Origin of the sequence: Pseudomonas sp. B16(2017) (genome assembly GCF_002113205.1) — a bacterium.
In the GTDB taxonomy this organism is placed as follows: Bacteria; Pseudomonadota; Gammaproteobacteria; order Pseudomonadales; family Pseudomonadaceae; genus Aquipseudomonas; species Aquipseudomonas pharyngis.
Genome location: NZ_NEKA01000001.1, coordinates 212,998 through 238,100, shown reverse-complemented (window position 1 = coordinate 238,100; position 25,103 = coordinate 212,998). Strand labels below are relative to the sequence as shown.

Below are 25,103 nucleotides of genomic sequence, written 5' to 3'. Positions count from 1 at the left end.
GGATGGATACGTGAGCGAAACAGCCTTGCCTAAAGATGACGTTCAACCTGTGATCGATGCACCGGTTGATGCACCGCCACCGGCCGCGGAACCGCGCCGAGGCAACGGATTGGCCATACTCGCGCTGCTGCTCGGCGCTGCCGGTGTTGCGGTGGGTGGCTGGGGTGTGTGGCAGGTGCGACACCTGCAGACCAGCACTCAGAATCAGTTGAATCAGGTTCAGGCGTTGAACGATCAGGCACAGACCCTGAAGCTCAACGAGCAACGACTGACCGAGCGCCTCGGGCAATTGCCCGGTGCCGATGAACTTGCCGAACGCCAGCGTCTAGTGACCCAGCTTCAGGGCGATCAGCAACGCCTCAACCAGCGTCTGGAAACGGTCCTCGGCGCCAGCCGCAAGGACTGGCGGCTGGCCGAGGCCGAGCACTTGCTGCGGCTGGCCAGCCTGCGTCTTTCCGCCCTGCAGGACATCAGCAGCGCCCAGGCGCTAGTTCAGGGTGCCGATGAAATCCTGCGCGAGCAGAATGATCCCGGCTCGTTCGCCGCCCGCGAGCAAGTGGCGAAAACCCTGGTAGCGCTGCGCAGTACCGAGCAGCCGGATCGCACCGGGCTGTTCCTGCGCCTGGGCGCCTTGCGCGATCAGGTCGTCGGCCTCACCGAGCTGGCGCCGGAATACAAGGATCGCGGCGATTCACTGCTGGGCCTGACCTCCGATGGCGACGGCGCCAGTCGCTGGGCGCAGTGGTGGGATCAGATATCGCGCTACATCCGCATCGATTTCAACGCTGACAAAAACGTCCGGCCGCTGCTTGCAGGCCAGAGCCTGAGCCAGGTGCGCCTGGCCCTGAGCCTTTCGCTCGAGCAGGCGCAATGGGCTGCGCTCAACGGTCAGGCGCCGGTGTACACCCAGGCGCTGGCCGAAGCGCGTGACGTCCTCACGGGCAACTTCAATCCGGACAACCCGCAGAGCAAAATCATGCTCGAGCAGGTCGCGGAATTGAGCAAGCAACCGGTTACCGTCAACACGCCGGATCTCGCTGGAACCTTAAGTGCGGTGCAGGCCTATCTGGAGCGCCGCAACGTCAACGCCGAAGACTCGGTGAAACCCTTCGCCAAACCGGCTGCCAGCACCGCGCAGGAGGCGACACCATGAAGCGCCTATATGTGATCGTGTTTCTGGTGATCGCGGCGACGGCGGCGCTGGGCCTGGCGATTGCCGAGCATTCCGGTTACGTGCTGGTCGCCTACAAAAGCTTTCGTTATGAATCGAGCCTTTGGGCGACCCTGGCGGTGGTGGCGGTGCTCTGGCTGCTGGTCTGGGGCATCAAGGCGCTGGTCGAGCTGGTACTGACCTCCGGCGGAGTGGTCAATCCGTGGTCGCGTCGTAACCGCAGCCGCCGTGTGCAGGTGGCGATCGAGCATGGTCAGCTCGACCTGGCCGAAGGGCGCTGGGCCAGCGCCCAGCGTCATCTTTACCGGGCCGCCGAAGCCGAGCGTCAACCGTTGCTGTATTACCTGGGCGCCGCCCGCGCCGCCAACGAACAAGGTCATTACGAGGAAAGCGATCGCCTGCTGGAGCGTGCCCTCGAGCGTCAGCCGCAGGCCGAGCTGGCGATCGCCCTCAGCCATGCGCAGTTGCAGACCGATCGTGGCGATACCGATGGGGCGCTGGTCACTTTGCAGGCGATGCATGAACGCCATCCGCACAATGTCCAGACCCTGCGCCAGTTGCAGCGCCTGCATCAGCAGCGCGGTGACTGGTCGTCCGTGATTAGGCTGTTGCCGGAGCTGCGCAAGGACAAAGTCCTGCCACCGTCCGAACTGACCGAACTCGAACGTCGCGCCTGGGGGGAAAACCTGTCCCTCGCGGCCCAGCGTGAAGAGGACGGCGCAGTCGGTTTACAGTCGCTCAACCGCGCCTGGCAGCAACTGACTTCTGCCCAGCGCCAGGAGCCGGCACTGGTGCTGGCCTACGCCGAGCAGCTGCGCCAGCTGGGTGCTCAGGTCGAAGCGGAAGAAGTGCTGCGCACGGCGCTCAAGCGCAAGTACGACAGTCATCTGGCGCGCCTTTACGGTCTGGTGCGTGGCAGCGATCCGGCGCGTCAGTTGCAGACAGCCGAGGGATGGCTCAAGGATCATCCGGGCGATGCCAGCCTGCTGCTGACGCTGGGACGCCTGTGCCTGCAAGCCAGTCTGTGGGGCAAGGCGCGGGACTACCTGGAAAGCAGTCTGCGAGTGCAGCGCAATCCGGAAGCGTGCGCCGAGTTGGCGCGTCTGCTGGCCCGGCTCGGTGACACCGAGCGCAGCAATCTGCTGTTCCAGGAAGGGCTCGGTATGCTGGATGAGCGCCTGCTGGCTGCACCATTGCCGGTAGCCGCTCGAGCATGATCAGAAAGGGGGAGCGTTGCTCCTCCATTTCTTTCCCGGTGACTGAATTGTTACCGGTAAATCCTCTCCCGAGCAAAATCCTACAATGGGCTACACCGAATCCTTCGGTGCCTGTCGGGATTTCCCTACACTTCTGATGAAGTGTCGCCAGTGACCTGCCTTGAAAGCCCGAGGCGCTTTCCTCTACCGTAACTGCCTGTCTTTATTGTTACGGATAAGCCATGTCGTTGGCCTGCTCACGCTCCCTGTTCTTTATGGCTTTCACTGCGGGGATTCTGGCCCTGGGAGCTTCTTATTACCTCGAATACGCGGTCGGTCTGGTGCCCTGCAGCCTGTGTCTGGTCCAGCGTCTGTTCATGTGTATGCTCACCATTTTTTGTGGTGTGGCGGCGGTCCATGGGCCTCAGCGTGTCGGTCTGTCGCTGTACTGGATGATGGCGTTGCTGACCAGTCTTGGCGGGATGACGGCGGCCTGGCGACAAGTACTGTTGCAAAGTGATTCCCTGCAAAGGCTGGCGCATTGCGGGCCAGGGCCGGAGGAAATGTTCAGCAGCCTGCCGTGGTTATGCGCACTGATGCGTATGTTCAACGACACTGCCGATTGCACGGAGTTGTCCTGGACACTGTTCGATTTGAGCATTCCGGAGTGGAGCCTGCTGTTCTTCGTGGGGATGTCGATCCTTGCCGCTTACCAGTTGCTGCGACAGGTCTGGATGGCTTTACAGCGACCACTTAGCGGCCAACCGTCGCACCCGGCGCTGGTCAGGGATTAAACACTTGTATGAACTTTCTCTCCTGCGTACCTTGAAGCCATAGGCGTGCGGGCATAATCTGGCCCGCACGTGTCATTGGAATTGTGTTGCTCGATGACGCTCTGCCCGGCCGCCTCTCAAAGCAATAGCCACAAGAAGAGGCGCGGGTGTAGGGCAGCATGACCCACAAGGGAAGAGAGATCACCATGCTCGAAAGTTGTCAGAATGCTCAGGAACGTTGGGGTGGAGTTCATCTGCTGATCGACCGCTGGCTGCAGGAGCGTGAGGAATTGATCGCTGCCTATGACAAGCTGGGCGCCAAACCTCAGGCGCTGTCCGAGGATCGAAAGCCTTTGCAGGAATTCTGCGGTGTGCTGGTCGATTACGTCTCGGCCGGGCACTTCGAAATCTACGAACAGCTGACGGGCGAGGCCAAGGCCTTCAATGACAAGCGCGGCCTGGAACTGGCCGAGACGATCTATCCGCGGATCGATGTCATCACCGAAAAGCTGCTCGCGTTCAACGACCTTTGTGATGAAGGCAAATGCGTTGCGGAGAAATTCAAGGAGCTGGGCGGCCTGCTCCACGAGCGCTTCGAACTGGAAGACTGCCTGATCGAAGTGCTGCATACCGCACACAAGGAAGAGGATTCGGTTCAGGCCTGAACCGAACCTCGCAAGACACAGAAACGGTGCGCCCCAAACGCACCGTTTTTTATTGGGCGATCAACTGGTCGCGCCGCGCAATTCCACTTCGAACACCAGCGGTGTGAACGGCGCGATCAAGTCGCCTGCACCGTCGGCGCCATAAGCCTGATCCGATGGAATCACCAGACGCCACTTCGCGCCGACCGGCATGTTCTGCAGCGCGGTGCGCCAGCCGGCGATCACGCTGTCGAGATTGAACCACTGCGGCTGGCTGTTCTGATCGAACACGGTGCCGTCCGGCAGTCGGCCGATGTACAGCACCTGCACTTTTCCATCCGGGCCGGCCTTGGTGCCATTCCCCGGCGCAAGCTCGGTCAGCAGGATGCCGTCGGCCAGCTCCTTTACACCCGGTTTGGCTTTTTCGGCGGTGAGAAAACGTCGCTCGTTTTCCATCGCGGCTTCAGTCGAAGGCATCGCCGCCTGCTCGGCTGCCTGCGATTCGTGATCGGCGAGGATCTGCTCGATGCGTGCCTCGCTCAGTGCCAACGGCTTGCCTTGATAGGCCTGCTGCAGACCTTCGATCAACGCCTGGATCTGCAGCTGCGGCACTTCCTGACGCAGTCGTTCGCCGAGGCTGGCGCCGAGGCTGTAAGCCAGATCGTGGGCGTCATTCGCCGTCGTTTTTTCGTCGGCCTGAGCCACGGAAAAAATCATGCAGAGGGATAAAAAAAAGTAGCGCGACATGGGCACTCTCCATCCTGAATTGCGGTGGATTATGCCAGCGCGAACGTCTGCAACGGTGAACTGCTTTTGCCAATGCGCAGAAGTTTTTTGCAAGCCTGCAACCGAGTGCTTTCGATACTGTCAACATGCCCTAGCGGCGGTAGCAGCAGAGGTCTAGTATGAGCCGCACTCACGTCAGCCAGGAGGTAAACCATGTCGGCCACCAAGAAGCCTGTAAACACTCCGTTGCATTTACTCCAACAACTCTCGGGCAGCCTGCTCGAGCATCTGGAAAACGCTTGCTCCCAAGCCTTGGCTGATGCTGAAAAACTGCTCGCCAAACTGGAAAAGCAACGCGGCAAGGCGCAAGAAAAGCTGCACAAATCCCGCACCAAACTGCAGGACGCAGCAGCAGCCGGTAAAGCCAAGGCGCAGACCAAGGCCAAGGCTGCCGTGAAGGAACTCGAAGACCTGCTCGATGCGCTGAAGGAACGTCAGTCCGACACCCGCAGCTACATTCTGCAACTCAAGCGCGATGCCCAGGAAAGCCTGAAACTGGCCCAGGGTGTCGGTCGTGTTCAAGAAGCCGTCGGCAAGGCGCTGTCCCTGCGTTCGGCTAAACCTGCAGCGGTACCTGCGAAAAAAGCGGCCGCCAAACCTGCTGCAAAAGCACCGGCCAAAGCGCCTGCGAAAGCCCCGGCAAAAGCGCCAGTGAAAGCCGCTGCAAAACCAGCCGCGAAGAAACCCGCAGCCGCCAGCGCTGCCAAACCTGCGGCCAAAACCACAGCAGCCAAACCAGCTGCCGCCAAGTCAGCTGCTGCAAAACCAGCCGCCAAACCTGCGGCGAGAACTGCTGCTGCGAAAGCGGCTCCAGCGAGAACTGCCGCTGCGAAACCTGCTGCCAAGCCAGCCGCCAAGCCGGCAGCAAAACCAGCCGTTAAAGCCGCCGCTAAACCAGCCGCCAAAACAGCTGCTGCCAAGCCTGCGGCGAAAACCGCTGCCAAACCGGTTGCTGCCAAACCTGCTGCCAAAGCGGCAGTGAAACCAGCGGCCAAGCCTGCGGTAAAAGCTGCGGCCAAACCCGCTGTAAAACCAGCCGCCAAACCGGCTGCCGCCGCCAAGCCTGCAACGACCGCCGCCAAGCCAGCGACCACCGCTAAACCGGCCGCCAAGCCAGCAGCGAAACCTGCTGCAAAACCTGCTGCAAAACCTGCGGTGAAAAAACCTGCCGCTGCCAAGCCAGCAGCAAAACCAGCTGCAGCAAAACCGGCCACTGCACCTGCTGCCAAACCTGCCGCACCGGCAACTCCGGCTGCGACCGCTGCACCTGCACCCGCCGCCACTACCTCGACCACCGCAACCACGCCATCGTCGGCGCCGGTGTCGAGCGTCGCCAGCAACCCGTCCAGCGCTTCCTAAGCGCCGGTCGCCGCGACGCGCAGCACTTGCAGCGCGTCGCGGTTCAGGTTGGCCGCAGGGCCGGCCAGCACTTCCAGCCAGTCACTCGATTCCTTTGAATGACGCTTCCAGCCTTGCGCGGCGCCTTCCAGTCGCGACAGCAGTGCACGCTCCGCCTCCAGCTCCAATCCTTTGATCTGCTCACGCATCCCCTTGAGCACCGGATCGGTTTCGGCCAGCGCTTTCCACTGCATGCGCAATGTGCGCAACGGTTGCACCACCTCCCGGTCCCAAGGCTCTGTCAGTTCAAGAAGTTGCCGGGCTCGCACCTCGTTGCAGGTGGCATCGCGTTGTTCCAGCCATAAACCGCACAGCATCAGGCACACGTTGGCCCCCGCCGATTGCAGGCACAGGCAGGCATCCTCCACGCCGGGACGGGCGTAGACGGCAAGGGCAAAGCTCCACAGGTCAGAGGACATCGTGCTACTCGCGCCAGTTGCGGGGGAAGCTGGTAGACTCCGCCGCCATTATGATCCGACTTCAGAACCTGACTTTACAGCGTGGCCCGCAACGTCTGCTAGAAGACGCCGAGCTGACCCTGCACGCCGGCCACAAAGCCGGCCTCATCGGTGCCAACGGCGCCGGCAAATCCAGCCTGTTCGCCTTGCTCCGCGGTGAGTTGCACCCGGACTCGGGCGACTGCCTGCTGCCGGCCGACTGGCGTATCGCCCACATGCGCCAGGAGGTCGACACGCTCGAGCGCCTGGCGGTCGACTATGTGCTCGACGGCGACCTGCGTCTGCGCGAAGTGCAGCGCGAGCTCGCGGCAGCCGAAGAGGCCCACGACGGCACCGCGCTGGCCCGCCTGCACGCCGAACTCGACAGCGCCGACGGCTACACCGCCGATGCGCGGGCGCGCAAGCTGCTCGCCGGCCTCGGTTTCACCAACGAGCAGATGGATCGTCAGGTAGGAGATTTCTCCGGTGGCTGGCGGATGCGTCTGAACCTTGCGCAGGCTTTGATGTGCCCATCGGACCTGTTGCTGCTCGACGAGCCGACCAACCACTTGGACCTCGACGCCATCATCTGGCTCGAAGAGTGGCTGAAAAGTTACCCCGGCACCTTGCTGCTGATTTCCCACGACCGCGATTTTCTCGATGAAGTGGTCGATCACGTGGCCCACGTCGATCAGCGCAAGCTGACGCTCTACCGTGGCGGCTACACCGCGTTCGAACGCGCCCGTGCCGAGCGTCTGGCCCAGCAGCAACAGGCCTACGAGAAGCAGCAGGCGCAGCGTGCGCACATGGAAAGCTACATCGCCCGGTTCAAGGCCCAGGCCACCAAGGCCCGTCAGGCCCAGAGCCGGATCAAGGCGCTGGAGCGCATGGAAGAGCTGTCGGCGGCCCACGTCGATTCGCCGTTCGACTTCGTGTTCCGCGAGTCGACCAAGATCTCCAGCCCGCTGATCGACCTGTCCGATGCGCGCCTGGGTTACGGCGAGAAAACCGTGCTGGAGAAGGTCAAGCTGCAACTGACCCCCGGCGCGCGGATCGGCTTGCTCGGCCCCAACGGCGCGGGCAAGTCGACCCTGATCAAGAACCTTGCCGGCGAACTCGAACCACTGGCCGGGCGCCTGACTCGCGGCGAGAACACCGTGGTCGGTTACTTCGCTCAGCATCAACTCGACTCGCTGGATTCCAAGGCCAGCCCGTTGCTGCACTTGCAGCGTCTGGCGCCGACCGAGCGCGAGCAGACCCTGCGCGATTTCCTTGGTGGTTTCGACTTCCGCGGCGCACGGATCGACGAACCGGTGCTGAATTTCTCCGGTGGCGAAAAGGCTCGTCTGGCTTTGGCGCTGATCGCATGGGAACGGCCGAACCTGCTGCTGCTCGACGAACCGACCAACCACCTCGACCTGGAAATGCGCCTGGCGCTGACCATGGCGTTGCAGGAATTCAGCGGCGCGGTGTTGGTGGTTTCCCACGATCGGCATCTGCTCAAGAGCACCACCGACAACTTTTTCCTGGTCGCGGACGGCAAGGTCGAAGAGTTCGATGGCGACCTTGAGGACTACGCCCGTTGGCTGGTCGAATATCGTCAGCGCAACGCCCCGGTCAGCAACACGCCGGTCAACCCGGACAAGACCGACAAGAAAGCCCAGCGTCAGGCTGCCGCTGCGTTGCGTCAGCAACTGGCGCCGCACAAGCGCGAGGCTGACAAGCTCGAAGCCGAGCTCGGCAAGCTGCACGAGAAACTGGCGAAGGTCGATGCCAGCCTTGGCGACAGCGACCTCTACGAGCCAGCGCGCAAGAACGAATTGCGTGACCTGCTGGCCGAACAGGCCAAGCTGAAAGTCCGCGAAGGCGAACTTGAAGAAGCATGGATGCAAGCGCTGGAAACGCTGGAAAGCATGCAGGCGGAGCTGGAGGCGCTGTCTTGATGGAAGCTTTCAAACTTCCATTGCCGGCGATGTGGGCCGAGCCGATCTGGCTCGGTGTGCAGATTCTGCTGATCCTGCTGGCCGGCTACTTCGCCCAGCGCGTCGTCGCCCGATTCCTGACTCGCCTGGGGGAGAAGTATCCGTTCCCGCCGCAGTTGCTGATGCCGCTGCGCGGCGGTCTGCGCTGGCTGATCATGGGTAGTGCGCTGATCTTTGTGCTGGAGCGTCTCGGGGTGTCGGCCACGGTGCTCTGGACCGCGCTGTCGGGCTTCGTCGCGGTGGCGGCGGTGGCGTTCTTTGCCATGTGGAGCGTGCTGTCGAACCTGCTCTGCGCGATTCTGATCTTCACCGTTGGCCCGTTCCGTCTCGGCGACGTCGTCGAACTGGTGGACACCACCGACAAGCCCGGCGTCAAAGGCCGGGTGGTGGCGATCAATCTGCTCTACACCACGCTGATCGAAGCCGAAGAACTCGGCACCGGCAGCGCCATGGTGCAGGTGCCCAACAGCCTGTTCTTCCAGCGTTCGGTGCGCCGCTGGCGCGGCACTGATGTGTTCCCTTCCAGCGGTTTCGAAAAGTGATTGGACGCCGGCCACATTGGTCGGCGCCCGCAACATCCTGCAAAAAATCGGTAGTCATCCAGCCAATTCCGCATTAGCTTTGAGGATTGTCACGAGTCCGAGTCGAGGTGTGCGATGGAGCTTCAAACATGGCTGGCGTTTTTTGCCGCCTGCTGGGTGATCAGTCTTTCTCCGGGTGCCGGCGCCATCGCGTCGATGTCCAGCGGTCTGCAATACGGTTTCTGGCGCGGTTACTGGAACGCCCTGGGCCTGCAGATCGGCCTGGCTGTTCAGATTGCCATCGTCGGCGCCGGTGTCGGCGCGATCCTCACCGCTTCCGCCACGGCGTTCCATGCGATCAAATGGTTCGGTGTCGCCTACCTGGTCTATCTCGCGATCAAACAATGGCGCGCACTGCCGATGGACATGAGTGACGACGCGGCGGTCCGGCCAATCGGCAAGCCGCTGGCGCTGGTGTTCCGTGGTTTTCTGGTGAACATCAGCAACCCCAAGGCCCTGGTGTTCATGCTCGCGGTGCTGCCGCAGTTCATCAATCCGCATGCGCCGCTGCTGATCCAGTACGTGGTGATCGGCGTGACCATGATCGCGGTCGACCTGATCGTCATGGCCGGCTACACCGGTCTGGCGTCGAAGGTGTTGCGCCTGTTGCGCACACCGACCCAGCAGCGACGCATGAACCGCACGTTTGCCGGGCTGTTCATTGGCGCTGCGGCGTTCATGGCGACATTGCGCAAAGCGGCCGCATAAAGCGTGCAGCCACAAAAAAAGGCGACCTGAGAAGGTCGCCTTTTTCGTTTCCGGCAGTCGGTCAGTGAAGAATCACTGGCGCCGTATCACGCGGCAGATTGTTGCGCTGCTGCGGTTCGCGCGGCTGCTCGTAACCGCCACCGCCGAGTTGCATGCTCAGCTGCCCGGCCACGTCTTCGCCCAGCGCCTTCGACACGTCACGCACCACCCGTGGGCGGTTGAGCGAGATCTTGATGTCGCGGTGGTTCACCAGTTTGGTGTCCTGCGCTTCGCCCATCGCCGTGAAGGCCGAGGTGATTTCGAAGGTCTTGGTGTTGATCAGGCTGAAATCGGCCACCAGCGTCAGGCCCAGCACGGCGGAATAGCTGTCGGTGTTCGCCAGCTCGTTTACGTCCTGGGTGAAGTCGATGTCCGACACCGTGCCGAACAGCACGTAGTCGGCACCCTTGAAGTTGCCGGCCTTGATCCGCTTGATCACGTCGTAGACGTCACCCTTGGACGACGCCGTGTACGGCGTGCCCTGCACCAGCTGGAACATGCCGGTACGCAGGATTTCACCCTTGATGTCGCCGGTGAACTTACGCAGCTCGGTCTGTTCGATGTAGCTGGTGGTGGCTTCGAGCTCGTTATAGCTCGAAGACCCACTGGCGCTGTAATAACCCTCGCGGTAATTGTTCTGGGCCGAAACGATGTGGATGTATTGCTCCACACGTTCCTGATACGCCAGATCCGTCACCGCGACTTTCGGGGCCGCCTGCACGCTGAACGCGCAAGCCAGGGCCATCATGCCAATCCATGTGCGCATCGATTAACGCTCCGTGGTTTTGCGGATCTCTTTCTCGTCCATCCACTCGGCCAGACCGCTTTCAACGTCGATCAGTTGCAGGCTGAATTTGTAGAAGACGTCCTTGTAGTCGCTGCTGCGCTTGACGATCGAGCTGATCGAACCTTCAAGACGGTATTTGGCGGCGATCATGTTGCCAGTCTTGGCCACGGTGCTTTTCTTGTACAGGCCGCTCTGGTTTTGCAGCTTGAGCTGGTCGACCTGGCTCTGCATCGCGGTGTTGTCGCTGGCGAAACGGGCAGTGCCGGACTTCATCAGCTGGGTCTTGATGCTGGTGGTGATTTCGCGGGTGTCGATGTATTCGCTGGTCTTGTTCTTCACGTCGTAGACCTGCACCACAGGGCGACCCTGCAGAATGCCGGACTGGGCCAGGGAACGGGTCATCGACTCGGCGATCATCTGCAGGTCGGTCGAACCGAACTCGTTGGTCACGGTTTCAACGGCCTTGGTGTCGCCGTAGCTGATGTTCTTGCTGCCCAGGGTCGGCGAAGTGTTGGCGCAACCGCTGGCCAGCAGGGCGAGGACGGCGATGAAGGAAAAGCGTGCAAACATGGGAGTGCTCTCTGAATCGGGAATAGGGTGTCGGGCTTAAGGCGTCTTGAGTTCCAGACGGAAGTCCACGGCTTTGGGCGTCGGGGCGATGCCCTGGATGAAGCTGGTCTGGGCGCCGTACATCATCTGGCTCTTCCAGACTTCTTCTTCGGCGATCGGGAAACCTTCCGGCCCGAGCCAGGCGAAGCGGTAGTAGAACGTCTTGTTGCTGTTGAGGGTGTTGCTCAACTGCACGTTGACGGTCATGAAGCCGTTTTCGCGGGCCACGCGCATCGCGCCGACCACGATGTGTTTCTGCGGGCCCATGGCCACGACCTTGCTCGCGGCACTGCCCGGTTCCGGTGGTGGCGGGGTGGCGCAGCCGCTCGCCAGCAGGGCGAGGGCAGCGACGGCGATGAGTTTGAAGCGCATGCAAAGACTCCGTTCTTAAGGTTGTTTGAGGCTGGCCACGGCGGTAGCGCCAGCGCTCGGGGTGACGTGGGCGGCGAGGCCGGCAGCGAACACCTGATTGCCGACGGCGCGCAGGGTGATCACCTGGTAACGCTGATCGACGGTGACCTTGACCTGAGAGCCACCGACGGCGCTCGGCAGAGTGACCAGGTGCTCACCTTTCTTCAAGCGCAGACGTACGACCTGAGTCATGTCCGGCAGGGTGCGCCACGTACGGGTATCGGCACCTTCGAGCACAGCTGAAGAAATACCGACCGCCAGACCCGCCAGCGGGTTGGTTTCGTTGATCTTCTTCTGCGCTACACCTTTGGTGATCGCGCGCACGGTGGTGCGCAGGATGATCCCCGGCATGTCATCGCGCAGGGCACGGCGGGACATCGCGGTGGTGCTGTTCAGCGCGGTCAGGTCGACCTGCTGGCCATCGACACCGATTTGCGCGAATGTCGCGGTGGAGGTGTCGGGCTTGATGATCGGGAACGACAGCGGAGTAATCACTACGTTGTTGGAGATTGGCAGCGGCAACGGCACGCGGATCGAATCGCGGGCCGGCGCCAGACCGCTTTGCACCACGATCAGAATGTCGCTGTCATCGCTTTTGACCGGTTTGTCGAGGTTGACCAACGCCTGCTCCAGCAGCGGCGTGTTCGGGCGCAGCTCGGCAGCCTTGCGATAGCCCGGCGCAGCGAGGTCTTTTTCGCCCAGAGCTTCATAGACGAAACCGGCCAGGTAATGGCTGAACGCACTCTGGTAGCTGTTTTTCAGGCCGACCACTTCCGGCGCGTCGAGGCTGGCCACCGGGTAGCCCTGCAAATCCTTGTATTCGGTCTTGATGCCTTCCTTCTCGGCTTCCTCTTCGCTCTTGAGGTATTCCTTGTCGCGCAGGTCGGCGATCACCGCTTCACGTTCGTGAGTCTTCTTGATCGCGGTGCGGGCGCCGTCGAAGTCGTTGACCGCCAGCAGGTTCAGGGCCATCTGCGTAGTCAGCATGACTTTTTCGTAGTCGTAGCCTTCGTAGCGGCGCACCTTGTCGTTGACCAGGAAACTGCCGAACTGGGCCAGGTACTTGTCGGTGTCGAGCTTGACCGAGTCTTCCCACTTGCCCACCACCTGGTCGGCGCTGGTCCAGGCATTCTGGCTGCCGGACAGATCGCCCTTGGCGCGCAGCAGTTCACCTTTCTCGAAGTAATAGAGCAGGTCTTTGTCCGGGCCGGTGTTGTTCTTTTCCAGCAGGGTCAGGGCGGCGTCGACGTTGCCGGTGGCCAGTTGCTGGTTGGTCTGGGCCAGTTCGGAATCGTAGTTGCGAAACGCCGAACAGCCGGACAGCAGGGTGACAGCGCTGAGCGCAATCAGAGTGGGAGCGCGGAATGCCATGGGGTTACTTCTTCCATGAGTAGCGACAGCCTCGGGTGCGGGTCGGGCTGCTGGGACCGATCGGCAGTGGCGCTGGCCTCCTGCCAATTCCTCATAAAAAGAGGAGCTTTAATGCCGCAACGCGATAGCGCGGGCGCGGCATTATAAGCGGGCGATGATGGCTATGTAATAGCTTTTTAATTGCACCGGTTAGTTAGGTGCCATTACTTATCCGGCAGTCTGGCATTGCCGATTACGTTGGCGACATCTCTCAGAACTCGCAGGTTGACCAATTGGTGATCGCGATCGATGCGCAGGGTGACCGATGACGCTCCGGGTGCATTGGGCGCATTGAATTGGTGATCGCCTTTCTTCAGCCGTATGCGCGCCACCAATGTCTTGTCGGGGAGCGTGCGCCACGTTCGGGTGTCGGCCTCCTCAAAGGGGTCGTGCTCGGTGACGACCAGCGAGGCCTTGGCCGGATTGCGTTCGTTTTCCTGAGCCTGCGAGATGGCGGCCATGTTGGCGCGGAACATTGCCCGGGAAATGATCGCCGGCATGTCATCGCGCAGCGTACGAAACGCCATGTCGGTGACGCTGTTGATCACGGTCAGCGGGCGTTTGCGGCCATCCACCAGGATGTGGTCGAACGCTGGTGTGACGGTGTCCGGCACCAGGATGGGAAACGAGATCGGCGCGGTAATGACCAGATTTTCATTGAGCCGCACCGGGATCGGCACCGTTACCGAGCTGCGGGCCGGCGCCAGACCGCTCTGGACGACGATCAGAACATCGCTTTCATCATCCTTGGCCGGCGGTTTGTCGAGATTGCGCAACGCCTGTTCGAGGAAGGGGATATTCGGGCGCAACTCGATTGCCTGGCGATAACCCGGTGCGGCCAGATCCCGTTCACCCAGCGCTTCATAGGTGAACCCGGCCAGGTAATGGCTGAAAGCACTCTGGTAGCCGTTCTTCAGTTCGATAACCGCTGGCGCGTCCAGGGTGGTGACGGGATAGCCCTGCAAATCCTTGTATTGCACGACGATGCCTTGAGCTTTGGCCTGTTCCTCGAGTTCTTCATACTGGCGCTCCCGCTGGCGGGCGATCAGTGCTTCACGTTCATGGGTCTTCTTGATGTCTGCCCGGGCGCCGTCGAAATCGCTTTCGCCCAATTGGTTGAGGGCCATCTGTGTGGTCAGCATGACTTTTTCGTAGTCATAGCCTTCGTAGCGGCTGAGCTTGTCGTTGACCAGCAGGGTGCCCATTTCATAGGCAAACCGGTTGAGCAGCTTCATGGGGGCAGAAGGCACGGCTTCTTCGCGCTGGAACACCATCCGGTCTGCGCTGCGCCAGGCTTTCTGGCTCTGCGGGCGGGCGTTGGCGAAGCTGAGAATCGACCCCTTCTCGAAGTAGTAGAGCAGGTCCTTGTCTTCCCACGGGTTGTGCCACTCCAGCACATCCAGGGCACCCTGATAGTCGCCGAGCATCAGCCGGTCGTTGGTTTGCTGCATTTCCAGGTCGTAATTGCGGTAAGCCGCGCAGCCGCTCAGTTGCAGGATCGTGCTGATTAATACCGGGAGTAGCAGGCGTTGGCGCATGGAGTGCAGCTCTTCCTGGAGCAGAGAGGCGAAAGGTGAAGGATTATAGGGGTGGGCAGTGGCCATGTGCCGGGGATTGGAGAGAAAGCTTGAGGGAATCGCGCTCGAAGTGAACAATATGTAACTTCGCATTTCCACTTGAGACTCATTCATGACTGCCGCGTCCCGATTTCTGGCCTGGCTGGTGTTCCCGCTGTGCGCCCTGAGCAGCTTCAATCTGCTGGCCGACACCGTGGAAGGCGCGCCGCAAGCGTTGCACCTGCTTGATTACATCAGCGCCGATTACCTGCCGACGGTAGCGGCAGGCAAGGTCATTGACGATGGCGAATACCGTGAGCAACTGGAATTCACCCAGGTGCTGCAAGGGCTGATCGCCGACCTGCCGGCCAAACCGGAGAAAGCCGCGCTGGAACAGGGCGTCAGCGCCTTGCACGCCGCGATCACGGCGAAACAGGACGGTGCGGACGTGGCCCGTCAGGCCCGACAACTGGGGGCGAAACTGGCGGTGGCTTATGAAGTCAGCCAGGCCCCGATCATCACGCCTGATCCGACCCGTGGTGCGCCGCTCTACGCGCAAAACTGCTCGGTGTGCCACGGCGACGCGGGTGCCGGCGACGGCCCGGCAGGTCTCGGCATGACGCCGGCGCCGGCCAACCTGCGCGACGCTGCGCGGATGGATCACCTGAGCCTGTACGCGATCTACAGCACCCTCGGCCAGGGCGTCGAAGGCACTGACATGCCAGCCTTTGCCGATCAACTGGACGACCGTCAGCGCTGGGATCTGGCGACCTATATCGCGCAGTTCAGCGCCGATCCGGCCACGGCCAAAGCCGACAAGACCTACAACATTGCCGATCTGGCCCGCCAGACCCCGGCCGAGGTGCAGGCTGCCGAGGGCGCTGAAGCCGCCGCGATCTTCCGTGCGCAACGGGCGCAGCCGCCGCAGGTCAAGCGCGGCCCGGCGCAGTTGCTCGACTACACCGCCGCGACCCTGGACAAGAGCCTGGCGGCGTACCGTGCCGGTGAACACGATCAGGCTTACGACCTGTCGGTGGCGGCGTATCTGGAAGGCTTCGAACTGGTCGAAAGCTCGCTGGACAACGTCGACGCCAACGTGCGCAAGGACACCGAAAAATCCCTGATGGCCTATCGGCAATCGCTGCAGGACGGCTTGCCGGTGGAGCAGGCCGAACAGCGTCTCGATGCGGCCAAGGCCAAACTCAAGGAGTCTGCCGGCCTGTTGGGCAGCGATGGATTGAGCTGGTCGCTGAGCTACATCTCCGGTCTGCTGATTCTGCTGCGCGAAGGTCTGGAAGCGATTCTGGTGCTGGCGGCGATCCTCGCGTTCTTGCGCAACACCGGCCAGCAATCGGCGGTGCGCAGCGTCAACGTCGGCTGGGGTTTGGCATTGCTGGCCGGTCTCGGGACCTGGGCGCTGGCGGCGTACGTGATCGATGTCAGCGGCTCTCAGCGTGAACTGCTGGAAGGCGCCACGGCGCTGTTTGCCAGCGTCATGGTGTTGTGGCTCGGGGTGTGGATGCACGACCGTCGCCACGCGGCAGCCTGGCAGGACTACATCAAGCAGAGTCTGGTTGGCGGAGGCGGGCGTTTCGGTTTCGCGATCCTGGCGTTCTTCTCGGTGTACCGCGAGCTGTTCGAAGTGATCCTGTTCTACGAAACCCTGTGGCTGCAGGCCGGTCCTGCCGGGCACAACGCGGTGTTGGCGGGCGGTGCGACGGCGCTGGTGCTGCTGTTCGGTCTGGCGTGGGTGATCCTGCGCGGTTCGGCGAAACTGCCGCTGGCGCTGTTCTTCAGCATCAACGCCGCGCTGCTCTGCGCGTTGTCGGTGGTGTTCGCCGGTCATGGCGTGAAGGCGCTGCAGGAAGCCGGGATCTTTGGCACCCGGCCGGTGGCGTTCTTCGATTTCGACTGGCTGGGGATTCATGCCGACGCCTATTCGCTGACGGCGCAGGCCGTGGCGATCGCGGCGATCATCGTGCTGTATGGCCGCAGTTGGGTGGCTGAAAAGCGCCGCATCGCGGCTTGAGATGATGCGCGTATGGATCGATGCCGATGCCTGCCCGAAGATGGCCAAGGAGCTGGTGGTGAAGTTCGCCCTCAAACGCCGCTTCGAAGTGGTGCTGGTGGCGGGGCAGCCGCAGAGCAAGCCGGCGCTGGCGCTCGTCAAGCTGATCGTGGTGCCGAGCGGCCCGGATGCGGCGGATGATTATCTGGTGGAGCATGCGGTGCCGGGTGAACTGGTGATCTGCAGCGACATTCCACTGGCCGACCGGCTGGTGAAGAAGGGCGTTGCAGCGCTGGACCCGCGCGGCAAGGAGTTCGACGCGCAGAACATGGGTGAGCGGCTGGCGACACGCAACCTGTTCACCGACCTGCGTGAACAGGGCCAGGTCAGCGGCGGCCCGGCACCGTTTGGCGACCGCGAGAAGCAGGCGTTCGCCAATGCGCTGGACCGGATCCTCACCAGGCTCGCCCGCAAAACCTGAACATTACACAAATCCTCTGTGGGAGCGGGCTTGCTCGCGAAGGCGGTGTGTCATTCAACGAATAGTTGTCTGACCTGACGTCTTCGCGAGCAAGCCCGCTCCCACATTGGGTGTGTATTCGACCAAGAGATCAGGCGTCGTTTTCGTGGGTCAGCTCTAGCACCCGATCCACCAGCTTGTTGATCCCCGAAGCCGCCTCACTGATCGACTGCGCCAGCATGTAGGCCGGAGTGGTCACCAGTTTGCGCGCCTTGTCTTCAATGATGTCGGTCACCGCGCAGTCTTCGTGGTTGGCGCCCATCTTGTTCATGGCGGCGGCCGTGTCGGCGTCGTTGCCGATGGTGCAGGTCACGCCGGGGCCGTAGATCTTCGCGGCCAGCGCCGGCGAAATGCAGATAAGGCCCACCGGTTTGCCCGCTTCGGCAAAGGCTTCGGCCAGCGCCAGTACTTGCGGCTGCACGGTGCAGCCGGCGCCTTCGATGGCGAAGTTCGACAGGTTCTTCGCCGCACCGAAACCGCCTGGCACGATCAGCGCATCGAAGTCCTCGACATCGGCCTCACGCAGATCCTTGACGTTGCCCCGGGCGATGCGAGCCGATTCCACCAGCACGTTGCGCGACTCGGGCATTTCTTCGCCGGTCAGGTGATTGATCACATGCAATTGCGCGATGTTCGGGGCGAAACACTGCACCTGGGCGCCGCGCTGGTCGAGGCGCAACAGGGTGATGACGCTTTCGTAGATCTCGGCGCCGTCGTAAACGCCGCAACCGGACAGGATCACTGCAACTTTTTTGCTCATGGGTTTCTCTCCAGATTCATGGCGCTAAATGTCCTCTAATTTGTCGTTCGTTGCCATAGGATCAAGCCGCGGCTACACCTAGGATCTGAGCTACAGATTCCGACCAGGGCGCGTCATGAACTTCATCCTGTATGCGGTACCGTTTTTCTTCGTGTTGATTGCGGCGGAGCTCATCGCCGACCGCTGGCGCGGGGTGAGCAACTATCGCCTGGCCGATGCGGTGAACAGCATCAGCACCGGGGTGTTGTCGACCACCACCGGCCTGTTGACCAAGGGCGTGGGCCTGGTGACCTATGCGTTTGCCCTGAAGCATCTGGCGCTGGTCAGGTTGCCTGCGGACAGCGTCTGGGTCTGGGTGTTTGCCTTTGTCTTCTATGACTTCTGCTATTACTGGCTGCATCGCATGGGTCATGAACGGAACATCCTCTGGGCGGCGCATTCGGTGCATCACCAGAGCGAGGACTACAACCTTTCCACGGCCTTGCGCCAGACCAGCACCGGGTTTCTGCTGAGTTGGATCTTTTACCTGCCGATGGCCGTGCTCGGGGTGCCGCTGCTGGTGTTCGTCAGCGTTGCGGCGCTGAATCTGCTGTATCAGTTCTGGGTCCATACCCGGCACATTCCCAAGCTCGGCTGGTTCGAGTGGTGCTTCGTCACGCCGTCCAACCATCGGGCTCACCATGCACAGAACGCTCTCTACATGGATCGCAACTACGGCGGGGTGTTCATTATTTGGGACCGTCTGTTCGGCTCGTTCCAGGAAGAGGACGACAACGAGCCGGTGATTTTCGGCGTGACCACGCCGCTGGCGAGCTGGAACCCGCTGTGGGCCAACCTGCAGTTTTACGCGCAGCTATGGGATGACGCGCGCCGGGCGGAACGCGTGTGGGACAAGATAAGGATCTGGTTCATGCGTACCGGCTGGCGTCCGGCGGACGTTGCGGCGAAGTACCCGGTGAACAAGCCGGACCTGAGTCAGTTCCGCAAATTCGAAGTGCCGCTGGACAGCCGTCAGCAGTGGTATGTGGGGTTGCAGTTTGGCGTCTATGTGGCGCTGGGCAGTTATCTGATGAATCTGGAACACAGTCTGCCCACCGGAGCATTGCTGCTCGGCTGGGGCGCGGTGGCGTTCGGTTTGTTCGTGTTGGGCGTAGCCCTGGAGAATCGCCCGTGGGCGGGCAAGCTGGAAGTGTTGCGGCTGGCTTCGAACCTGCCGCTGGTGTGGCTGGCGCCGCTGGTCGGACTCTGGCCGGCCAGCCCGGGGATATGGGTCGGCCTGCTCAGTTACAGCCTGCTCAGCGGCATCGGGCTGTATTGCTGTCGCCAGCGACTTACTCGGCTGGCGTCTTAGGGTCGGCAGCCTTGGCCATTTCGGCTTTGTGCCGTTCGGCCTTGGCCAGCAGCTCGGCCTGTTCTTGCTCGTAAACCTTTTTCGCCAGCCGGGCATTCTTGAACCGGCGGCGCAGCCATAGGCCCAGGCCGAGCACCAGCAGAGCGCCCAGCACCCACAACTCATACTTCTTGATGCTGCCGAGCATGCCTTCCAGCACGGCACCGAAGTGGTAAGCAGCGGCGGCCAGGGCGGTGGCCCAGATCGCGGCGCCGATACCGTTGAGCAGCAGATAACGTCCCGGCGGATAGCCCGAGAGGCCGATTGCCACCGGCATCACCGTGCGCAGTCCGTACACGAAGCGAAAGCTCAGGACCCAGATGTCCGGGTGCTTGCGGATGTGTTCCAGCGCGCGGTCGCCCATCATCTGCCAGCGCGGTTTGCGCGCCAGCAGCTTGCGCCCGTGCTTGCGGCCCAGGAAGTACCACAGCTGATCGCCGGCATAGCTGCCGAAGAACGCCACGACCACCACCAGTTTGATGTCCATGTATTCACGGAACGCGAGGAAGCCCGCGAGCACCAGGATGGTTTCGCCTTCGAAAAACGTCCCGAGAAACAGGGCAAAGTAGCCGAAGTCATGCAGAAATTGTTGGAGCATTGTCTGGGTGCTGGCGAAATGAACGCGCAGCCTAACCCTTCGGACACATTCAGGAAAGTGTCGAAATGTGTCTCGACGTGAACATTTCCTACGCTGAGAATGGAATGCGGCTACACGTCACAGGTCTCACACAACTGTCATCTGTTCGTCATAATGGCCGTCTATAACTGTCACGCTCGCCCGTTTGCGCGGGCTCAGGAGTCTGCCGTGAGCTTTACCCCAGCCAACCGTCTGTTCCCTGCCACCCGCCTGCGTCGCAATCGCCGTGATGATTTTTCCCGGCGGCTGGTGCGTGAGAATGTGCTGACGGTCGATGACCTGATCCTGCCGGTGTTCGTCCTCGACGGTGAAAACCGCCGCGAAGCCGTGGCCTCGATGCCGGGTGTCGAGCGCCTGACCATCGACCTGCTGCTTGAAGAAGCCGCCACATGGGTCGAGCTGGGGATTCCGGCGCTGGCGCTGTTCCCGGTCACCCCGCCTGAACTCAAATCCCTCGATGCCGCCGAAGCCTGGAATCCCGAAGGTATCGCGCAGCGCGCTACTCGCGCCCTGCGTGACCGGTTCCCGGAACTGGGCGTTATCACTGACGTCGCCCTCGACCCGTTCACCACTCACGGTCAGGACGGCATTCTCGATGAAGAAGGCTATGTGCAGAACGACATCACCGTCGATGCACTGGTCAAGCAAGCCTTGTCCCATGCTGCTGCGGGCGCCCAGGTGGTTGCCCCGTCGGACATGATGGACGGCCGCATCCAGGCCATCCGCGAAGCGCTGGAGCTGGCCGGTCACGTCAACGTGCGGATCATGGCCTACTCGGCCAAGTACGCCAGTGCCTATTACGGCCCGTTCCGCGATGCGGTGGGTTCGGCCGCGAACCTGGGCAAGGCGAACAAGGCCTCCTATCAGATGGACCCGGCCAACAGCGACGAAGCCCTGCACGAAGTGGGCGCGGACTTGTCTGAAGGCGCGGACATGGTCATGGTCAAACCCGGCATGCCGTACCTGGACATTTTGTTCCGGGTAAAAGATGCCTTCAAAGTGCCGACCTTCGTCTATCAGGTCAGCGGCGAATACGCCATGCACATGGCGGCGATCCAGAATGGCTGGTTGAGCGAAGGCGTGATCCTCGAATCCCTGACCGCCTTTAAACGTGCCGGCGCTGATGGCATCCTGACTTACTTTGCTGTCCGTGCCGCTCAATTGTTACGAGAGCAGAAATAGCCCTCCCAGGAACATTCGATGAATACCGAAGGACTCACTGAAGTTGCCGTAAAAGAAGCTCAACCCGTGGTCGAGCAGATTACCGAAACCCCGCCGGAACTGGAGCCTGCGCCACCCGCGCCGGCAACCGAGCCTGCCGCGGCGGTTCCGGCGATCGCGATTCCCGGCCTGGATGACAGCAGCCTGTACATCCACCGTGAATTGTCGCAACTGCAGTTCAACATCCGCGTGCTGGAACAGGCGCTGGACGAGTCCTACCCGTTGCTGGAGCGGCTGAAGTTCCTGCTGATCTTCTCCAGCAACCTCGACGAATTCTTCGAAATCCGCGTCGCCGGCCTCAAGAAACAAATCACCTTCGCCCGTGAACAGGCCGGCGCCGACGGCCTGCAACCGCACCAGGCCCTGGCCCGGATCAGCGAGCTGGTGCACGGTCACGTAGATCGCCAGTACGCGATCCTCAACGACATCCTGCTCCCAGAGCTGGAAAAGCATCAGGTGCGTTTCATCCGTCGTCGCCACTGGACGACCAAGATCAAAACCTGGGTCCGCCGCTATTTCCGCGACGAAATCGCGCCGATCATCACCCCGATCGGCCTCGACCCGACGCACCCGTTCCCGTTGCTGGTGAACAAGAGCCTGAACTTCATCGTCGAGCTCGAAGGTATCGACGCCTTCGGTCGCGATTCCGGTCTGGCGATCATCCCGGCACCGCGCCTGTTGCCGCGAATCATCAAGGTGCCGGAAGAAGTCGGCGGTCCTGGCGACAACTATGTGTTCCTGTCGTCGATGATCCACGCCCACGCCGATGACCTGTTCCAGGGCATGAAGGTAAAAGGCTGCTACCAGTTCCGCCTGACCCGAAACGCTGACCTGGCGCTTGACTCCGAAGACGTCGAAGACCTGGCCCGCGCGCTGCGTGGCGAGCTGTTTTCGCGTCGATATGGTGACGCCGTGCGCCTGGAAGTCGCCGACACCTGCCCGAAACACCTGTCGGACTACCTGCTCAAGCAGTTCAACCTGAGCGAGACCGAGCTGTATCAGGTCAACGGTCCGGTGAACCTGACGCGTCTGTTCAGCATCACCGGCCTGGACAGCCATCCGGAGCTGCAATACACGCCGTTCACGCCGCAGATCCCGAAACTGCTGCAGAACAGCGAGAACATTTTCAGCGTGATCAGCAAGCAGGACATCCTGTTGCTGCACCCGTTCGAGTCGTTCACCCCGGTGGTCGACCTGTTGCGCCAGGCCGCCAAGGACCCGCATGTTCTGGCCGTGCGCCAGACCCTGTACCGCTCCGGCGCCAACTCGGAAATCGTCGATGCGCTGGTGGACGCCGCGCGTAACGGCAAGGAAGTGACGGCGGTCATCGAGCTGCGAGCGCGCTTCGACGAAGAGTCCAACCTGCAACTGGCCAGCCGTCTGCAAGCGGCGGGCGCGGTGGTGATCTACGGCGTGGTCGGCTTCAAGACTCACGCCAAGATGATGCTGATCCTGCGCCGCGAGGCCGGTGAGATCGTGCGTTACGCGCACCTCGGCACCGGTAACTACCACGCCGGCAACGCCCGTCTGTACACCGACTACAGCCTGCTGACCTCCGACGACGCCTTGTGCGAAGACGTCGGCAAACTGTTCAGCCAGTTGATCGGCATGGGCAAGACGCTGCGCATGAAGAAGCTGCTGCATGCGCCGTTCACTCTGAAGAAGGGCATGCTCGACATGATCACCCGCGAGACGCAATTCGCGCTCGACGGTAAACCGGCGCACATCATCGCCAAGTTCAACTCGCTGACCGATCCGAAGATCATTCGCGCGCTGTACAAGGCCAGCCAGTCCGGCGTGCGCATCGATCTGGTGGTGCGCGGCATGTGCTGCCTGCGTCCGGGCATCGCCGGGGTTTCGCACAACATCCACGTGCGCTCGATCATCGGTCGCTTCCTTGAGCACACCCGAGTGTTCTACTTCCTCAACGGTGGCGAAGAGCAGATGTTCCTGTCCAGCGCCGACTGGATGGAGCGCAACCTCGACAAGCGCGTCGAGACCTGCTTCCCGGTGGAAGGCAAGAAGCTGCTGACCCGGGTCAAGAAAGAGCTGGAGCTGTACCTGACCGACAACACCCACAGCTGGAGCCTGCAATCGGACGGTCGCTACATCCGCAACACGCCGACCGGCAACCAGAACCCGCGCAGTGCGCAGGCGACGTTGCTGGAGCGGCTGGGTAGCCCGATTCTGCCTGTGAGCAGCTGAGAGCTTAAAAGCACCCCCTCACCCTAACCCTCTCCCAGAGGGAGAGGGGACTGACCGAGTTGGATGCTCGAGGTACATCGACCTGAAATATCGAGTCGAACTCAGGTCTTGAAAAGCATGAAGATCGGCTCCCTTTCCCCCCTCGCCCCCTTGGGGGAGAGGGTTGGGATGAGGGGGATCGATCGTAAGCACGCCACCTGAATCCAGCCGAGCACCCAATAAAAAGGCGATCCCGAAGGATCGCCTTTTTTGTGCCCGCCCGTTACTCAATGTACGGTCAGGACAATCCCCACCCGCGTCAGCCATTCGGCCTCAAGCCCGAAATCCGCCTGGGTCAGCTGATTTTCATCCAGCCAGTTCTCCGGGAATTCCACGTCGAGGTGGTTGCCATTTGCATGCAGCGTCACTTGCGGCATCGCCTGGGTGCCACGGATGTGGTGGAACAGGATGGCGAAACGCAGCAGCACGCACAGGCGGATCAGCTTGTCGCCGTCGTCGCCGAACTCGGCGAACTTGTCCTTGGGGATGTTGCGACGGTGGCCGCGCACCAGCAGGGCGAGCATTTGCTGGTCTTCGCGGGAGAACCCGGCGAGGTCCGAGTGTTCGATCAGGTAGGCGCCGTGCTTGTGGTAGTGATAGTGCGCGATGTCGAGCCCGACTTCGTGCACTTTCGCCGCCCAGCCCAGCAGTTCGCGCCAGATGCCGTCGTCCAGCTCCCAATCCACGGCCACTTGATCGAAGGCGTGCAAGGCTTTGCGCTCGACCCGTGCGGCCTGTTCCTGATCGACGTGGTAGCGCTCCATCAGCGAGGTCAGGGTGCGTTCGCGCACGTCTTCGTGGTGATGGCGGCCGAGCAGGTCGTAGAGCACGCCTTCACGCAGCGCGCCTTCGCAGTGATCCATGCGTTGCAGTTCGAGGGCGTCGAAGATCGCTTCGAGAATCGCCAGGCCAGCCGGGAAGATCGCCCGGCGATCCGGCTTGATGCCTTCGAAATCGATCTTGTCGACATCGCCGAGCTTGAACAGGCGGCGCTTGAGCCACGCCAGGCCTTCGGCATTCACTTCGCCGGTGCCGTGCCCGCCGGCCTTGAGCGCCAGGCCGATGGCGCGGATGGTGCCCGAGGAGCCGATGGCTTCATCCCAGGTCAGGCGATGCAGGGCGTGTTCGATGCTCATGATTTCCAGGCGCGCCGCCGTGTAGGCCTGGGCGTAGCGGGCCGGGGTGATCTTGCCGTCCTTGAAGTAGCGCTGGGTGAAACTCACGCAACCCATTTGCAGGCTTTCGCGCAGCAGCGGTTCGAAACGCTGGCCGATGATGAATTCGGTACTGCCGCCGCCGATGTCGGCGACCAGACGTTTGCCCGGGGTGTCGGCGAGGGTGTGGGACACGCCGAGGTAGATCAGGCGGGCCTCTTCACGGCCGGAGATGACTTCCACCGGATGGCCGAGGATTTCTTCTGCGCGGCGGATGAATTCGCCACGGTTGCGCGCCTCACGCAGGGCGTTCGTGCCGACGATCCGCACGGCGCCCAGTGGCATGCCGTTGATCAGTTGGGCAAAGCGCTTGAGGCAGTCGAGCCCGCGCTGCATGGATTCTTCGTTGAGCTGACGCTCATCGTCGATGCCGGCGGCCAGCTGAACCTTTTCTCCGAGCCGTTCGAGAATACGGATTTCGCCGTTCTGGGCCTTGGCCACGACCATATGGAAGCTGTTGGAGCCCAGGTCGATCGCGGCGATCAGGGACAGATTCTTGGCTTGGGATTGCGGCATGGTCTGGGGGTCTCGGTCGATAACCCCGACATCGTGCCACGATCAAACGCTGCCGCCAACGCGCATGGTTCAAACCCTTGATTCAGCGCATAAAGTCTCAAGACA

At 61.8% G+C, this 25,103-nt stretch carries 23 protein-coding genes; 13 read left to right on the top strand and 10 right to left on the bottom strand.

Translation table 11 applies throughout. The features are described from left to right. The first annotated feature begins 10 nt into the window (after positions 1 to 10). The 4 genes from CAG25_RS01150 (at position 11) to CAG25_RS01135 (ending at position 3,805) form a co-directional block, all read left to right on the top strand. Positions 11 to 1,153, top strand: coding sequence for a uroporphyrinogen-III C-methyltransferase (locus CAG25_RS01150; protein WP_085612053.1), 1,143 nt, complete (start codon positions 11 to 13; stop codon positions 1,151 to 1,153). Next, entirely contained in the window at positions 1,150 to 2,388 is a 1,239-nt protein-coding gene (locus CAG25_RS01145) for a heme biosynthesis protein HemY (RefSeq protein WP_064600328.1), read from the top strand. Before CAG25_RS01150 ends, CAG25_RS01145 begins: the two co-directional genes overlap by 4 nt. 221 nt (positions 2,389 to 2,609) lie before the next feature. Continuing rightward, entirely contained in the window at positions 2,610 to 3,161 is a 552-nt protein-coding gene (locus CAG25_RS01140; protein ID WP_085612052.1) for a disulfide bond formation protein B, read from the top strand. Between the two features lie 185 nt (positions 3,162 to 3,346). Next, positions 3,347 to 3,805 carry an Rsd/AlgQ family anti-sigma factor gene (locus CAG25_RS01135; protein WP_007951863.1) on the top strand — a complete coding sequence of 153 codons (459 nt, stop codon included), beginning with the start codon at positions 3,347 to 3,349 and terminating at the stop codon, positions 3,803 to 3,805. Positions 3,806 to 3,865: 60 nt separating this feature from the next. Here the strand turns inward: CAG25_RS01135 and CAG25_RS01130 are convergent, their stop codons facing one another. Next, positions 3,866 to 4,531, bottom strand: coding sequence for an FKBP-type peptidyl-prolyl cis-trans isomerase (locus CAG25_RS01130; protein WP_085612051.1), 666 nt, complete (start codon positions 4,529 to 4,531; stop codon positions 3,866 to 3,868). Positions 4,532 to 4,723: 192 nt separating this feature from the next. Between CAG25_RS01130 and CAG25_RS01120 the strand changes: the two genes are divergently transcribed. Further along, positions 4,724 to 5,929 (top strand): AlgP family protein, encoded by a 1,206-nt coding sequence (locus tag CAG25_RS01120; protein WP_085612050.1) that lies wholly within the window; start codon positions 4,724 to 4,726, stop codon positions 5,927 to 5,929. Here CAG25_RS01120 and CAG25_RS01115 read toward each other — a convergent pair. Next, positions 5,926 to 6,387, bottom strand: coding sequence for a TIGR02444 family protein (locus tag CAG25_RS01115; RefSeq protein WP_085612049.1), 462 nt, complete (start codon positions 6,385 to 6,387; stop codon positions 5,926 to 5,928). The two genes, CAG25_RS01120 and CAG25_RS01115, sit on opposite strands and share 4 nt — an antisense overlap. A 50-nt stretch (positions 6,388 to 6,437) precedes the next feature. On the opposite strand from CAG25_RS01115, the gene CAG25_RS01110 reads away from it, so the two are divergent. The 3 genes from CAG25_RS01110 to CAG25_RS01100 all read left to right on the top strand — a co-directional run bounded on the left by CAG25_RS01110 (position 6,438) and on the right by CAG25_RS01100 (position 9,676). Next, positions 6,438 to 8,348 carry an ATP-binding cassette domain-containing protein gene (locus CAG25_RS01110; protein WP_085612048.1) on the top strand — a complete coding sequence of 637 codons (1,911 nt, stop codon included), beginning with the start codon at positions 6,438 to 6,440 and terminating at the stop codon, positions 8,346 to 8,348. Then, positions 8,348 to 8,929 carry a mechanosensitive ion channel family protein gene (locus tag CAG25_RS01105; protein WP_039765304.1) on the top strand — a complete coding sequence of 194 codons (582 nt, stop codon included), beginning with the start codon at positions 8,348 to 8,350 and terminating at the stop codon, positions 8,927 to 8,929. The genes CAG25_RS01110 and CAG25_RS01105 overlap by 1 nt, the downstream gene beginning before the upstream one ends. A gap of 114 nt (positions 8,930 to 9,043) precedes the next feature. Beyond that, positions 9,044 to 9,676, top strand: coding sequence for a LysE family transporter (locus CAG25_RS01100; RefSeq protein ID WP_064600316.1), 633 nt, complete (start codon positions 9,044 to 9,046; stop codon positions 9,674 to 9,676). A gap of 61 nt (positions 9,677 to 9,737) precedes the next feature. Here the strand turns inward: CAG25_RS01100 and CAG25_RS01095 are convergent, their stop codons facing one another. From CAG25_RS01095 to CAG25_RS01075, 5 genes are all read right to left on the bottom strand, one after another. After that, positions 9,738 to 10,481 (bottom strand): penicillin-binding protein activator LpoB, encoded by a 744-nt coding sequence (locus CAG25_RS01095; RefSeq protein ID WP_085612047.1) that lies wholly within the window; start codon positions 10,479 to 10,481, stop codon positions 9,738 to 9,740. 3 nt (positions 10,482 to 10,484) lie between these two features. Next, positions 10,485 to 11,072 (bottom strand): penicillin-binding protein activator LpoB, encoded by a 588-nt coding sequence (lpoB, locus tag CAG25_RS01090; protein WP_007951848.1) that lies wholly within the window; start codon positions 11,070 to 11,072, stop codon positions 10,485 to 10,487. A gap of 36 nt (positions 11,073 to 11,108) precedes the next feature. After that, positions 11,109 to 11,483, bottom strand: coding sequence for a YcfL family protein (locus tag CAG25_RS01085; RefSeq protein ID WP_011336502.1), 375 nt, complete (start codon positions 11,481 to 11,483; stop codon positions 11,109 to 11,111). 15 nt (positions 11,484 to 11,498) lie between these two features. Further along, positions 11,499 to 12,893 carry a COG3014 family protein gene (locus CAG25_RS01080; RefSeq protein ID WP_085612046.1) on the bottom strand — a complete coding sequence of 465 codons (1,395 nt, stop codon included), beginning with the start codon at positions 12,891 to 12,893 and terminating at the stop codon, positions 11,499 to 11,501. Positions 12,894 to 13,096: 203 nt separating this feature from the next. Next, entirely contained in the window at positions 13,097 to 14,470 is a 1,374-nt protein-coding gene (locus tag CAG25_RS01075) for a COG3014 family protein (RefSeq protein WP_085612045.1), read from the bottom strand. Positions 14,471 to 14,621: 151 nt separating this feature from the next. On the opposite strand from CAG25_RS01075, the gene CAG25_RS01070 reads away from it, so the two are divergent. Together CAG25_RS01070 and CAG25_RS01065 are read left to right on the top strand one after the other, a co-directional pair. Continuing rightward, positions 14,622 to 16,517 (top strand): FTR1 family protein, encoded by a 1,896-nt coding sequence (locus tag CAG25_RS01070; protein ID WP_085612044.1) that lies wholly within the window; start codon positions 14,622 to 14,624, stop codon positions 16,515 to 16,517. 4 nt (positions 16,518 to 16,521) lie between these two features. Next, positions 16,522 to 16,977, top strand: a complete 456-nt coding sequence (locus tag CAG25_RS01065) for a YaiI/YqxD family protein (protein WP_085612097.1) — start codon at positions 16,522 to 16,524, stop codon at positions 16,975 to 16,977. Positions 16,978 to 17,107: 130 nt separating this feature from the next. Here CAG25_RS01065 and elbB read toward each other — a convergent pair whose 3' ends face one another. Next, positions 17,108 to 17,776 (bottom strand): isoprenoid biosynthesis glyoxalase ElbB, encoded by a 669-nt coding sequence (gene elbB / locus CAG25_RS01060; RefSeq protein ID WP_085612043.1) that lies wholly within the window; start codon positions 17,774 to 17,776, stop codon positions 17,108 to 17,110. Positions 17,777 to 17,891: 115 nt separating this feature from the next. Here elbB and CAG25_RS01055 point away from each other — a divergent pair, with 115 nt between their 5' ends. Then, complete coding sequence (locus tag CAG25_RS01055; RefSeq protein ID WP_085612042.1) at positions 17,892 to 19,127, top strand: sterol desaturase family protein; 1,236 nt, start codon at positions 17,892 to 17,894, stop codon at positions 19,125 to 19,127. On the opposite strand, the gene CAG25_RS01050 is transcribed toward CAG25_RS01055, so the two are convergent. Continuing rightward, entirely contained in the window at positions 19,108 to 19,764 is a 657-nt protein-coding gene (locus CAG25_RS01050) for a DedA family protein (protein WP_064600303.1), read from the bottom strand. The two genes, CAG25_RS01055 and CAG25_RS01050, sit on opposite strands and share 20 nt — an antisense overlap. Before the next feature lie 207 nt (positions 19,765 to 19,971). Between CAG25_RS01050 and hemB the strand changes: the two genes are divergently transcribed. Then, positions 19,972 to 20,985, top strand: coding sequence for a porphobilinogen synthase (gene hemB / locus CAG25_RS01045; protein WP_064600301.1), 1,014 nt, complete (start codon positions 19,972 to 19,974; stop codon positions 20,983 to 20,985). An 18-nt stretch (positions 20,986 to 21,003) separates the two neighbouring features. Further along, complete coding sequence (ppk1, locus tag CAG25_RS01040) at positions 21,004 to 23,229, top strand: polyphosphate kinase 1 (protein ID WP_064600299.1); 2,226 nt, start codon at positions 21,004 to 21,006, stop codon at positions 23,227 to 23,229. Between the two features lie 266 nt (positions 23,230 to 23,495). Here the strand turns inward: ppk1 and ppx are convergent, their stop codons facing one another. Continuing rightward, complete coding sequence (gene ppx / locus CAG25_RS01035) at positions 23,496 to 24,998, bottom strand: exopolyphosphatase (protein WP_039765323.1); 1,503 nt, start codon at positions 24,996 to 24,998, stop codon at positions 23,496 to 23,498. Between the last annotated feature and the right edge of the window lie 105 nt (positions 24,999 to 25,103).

Coding starts and splice junctions, on each gene's coding strand:
- CAG25_RS01145 (WP_064600328.1), top strand. CDS start 1,150: ATGAAGCGCCTATATGTGATCGTGTTTCTGGTGATCGCGGCGACGGCG.
- CAG25_RS01140 (WP_085612052.1), top strand. CDS start 2,610: ATGTCGTTGGCCTGCTCACGCTCCCTGTTCTTTATGGCTTTCACTGCG.
- CAG25_RS01135 (WP_007951863.1), top strand. CDS start 3,347: ATGCTCGAAAGTTGTCAGAATGCTCAGGAACGTTGGGGTGGAGTTCAT.
- CAG25_RS01130 (WP_085612051.1), bottom strand. CDS start 4,531: ATGTCGCGCTACTTTTTTTTATCCCTCTGCATGATTTTTTCCGTGGCT.
- CAG25_RS01120 (WP_085612050.1), top strand. CDS start 4,724: ATGTCGGCCACCAAGAAGCCTGTAAACACTCCGTTGCATTTACTCCAA.
- CAG25_RS01115 (WP_085612049.1), bottom strand. CDS start 6,387: ATGTCCTCTGACCTGTGGAGCTTTGCCCTTGCCGTCTACGCCCGTCCC.
- CAG25_RS01110 (WP_085612048.1), top strand. CDS start 6,438: ATGATCCGACTTCAGAACCTGACTTTACAGCGTGGCCCGCAACGTCTG.
- CAG25_RS01105 (WP_039765304.1), top strand. CDS start 8,348: ATGGAAGCTTTCAAACTTCCATTGCCGGCGATGTGGGCCGAGCCGATC.
- CAG25_RS01100 (WP_064600316.1), top strand. CDS start 9,044: ATGGAGCTTCAAACATGGCTGGCGTTTTTTGCCGCCTGCTGGGTGATC.
- CAG25_RS01095 (WP_085612047.1), bottom strand. CDS start 10,481: ATGCGCACATGGATTGGCATGATGGCCCTGGCTTGCGCGTTCAGCGTG.
- lpoB (WP_007951848.1), bottom strand. CDS start 11,072: ATGTTTGCACGCTTTTCCTTCATCGCCGTCCTCGCCCTGCTGGCCAGC.
- CAG25_RS01085 (WP_011336502.1), bottom strand. CDS start 11,483: ATGCGCTTCAAACTCATCGCCGTCGCTGCCCTCGCCCTGCTGGCGAGC.
- CAG25_RS01080 (WP_085612046.1), bottom strand. CDS start 12,893: ATGGCATTCCGCGCTCCCACTCTGATTGCGCTCAGCGCTGTCACCCTG.
- CAG25_RS01075 (WP_085612045.1), bottom strand. CDS start 14,470: ATGCGCCAACGCCTGCTACTCCCGGTATTAATCAGCACGATCCTGCAA.
- CAG25_RS01070 (WP_085612044.1), top strand. CDS start 14,622: ATGACTGCCGCGTCCCGATTTCTGGCCTGGCTGGTGTTCCCGCTGTGC.
- CAG25_RS01065 (WP_085612097.1), top strand. CDS start 16,522: ATGCGCGTATGGATCGATGCCGATGCCTGCCCGAAGATGGCCAAGGAG.
- elbB (WP_085612043.1), bottom strand. CDS start 17,776: ATGAGCAAAAAAGTTGCAGTGATCCTGTCCGGTTGCGGCGTTTACGAC.
- CAG25_RS01055 (WP_085612042.1), top strand. CDS start 17,892: ATGAACTTCATCCTGTATGCGGTACCGTTTTTCTTCGTGTTGATTGCG.
- CAG25_RS01050 (WP_064600303.1), bottom strand. CDS start 19,764: ATGCTCCAACAATTTCTGCATGACTTCGGCTACTTTGCCCTGTTTCTC.
- ppk1 (WP_064600299.1), top strand. CDS start 21,004: ATGAATACCGAAGGACTCACTGAAGTTGCCGTAAAAGAAGCTCAACCC.
- ppx (WP_039765323.1), bottom strand. CDS start 24,998: ATGCCGCAATCCCAAGCCAAGAATCTGTCCCTGATCGCCGCGATCGAC.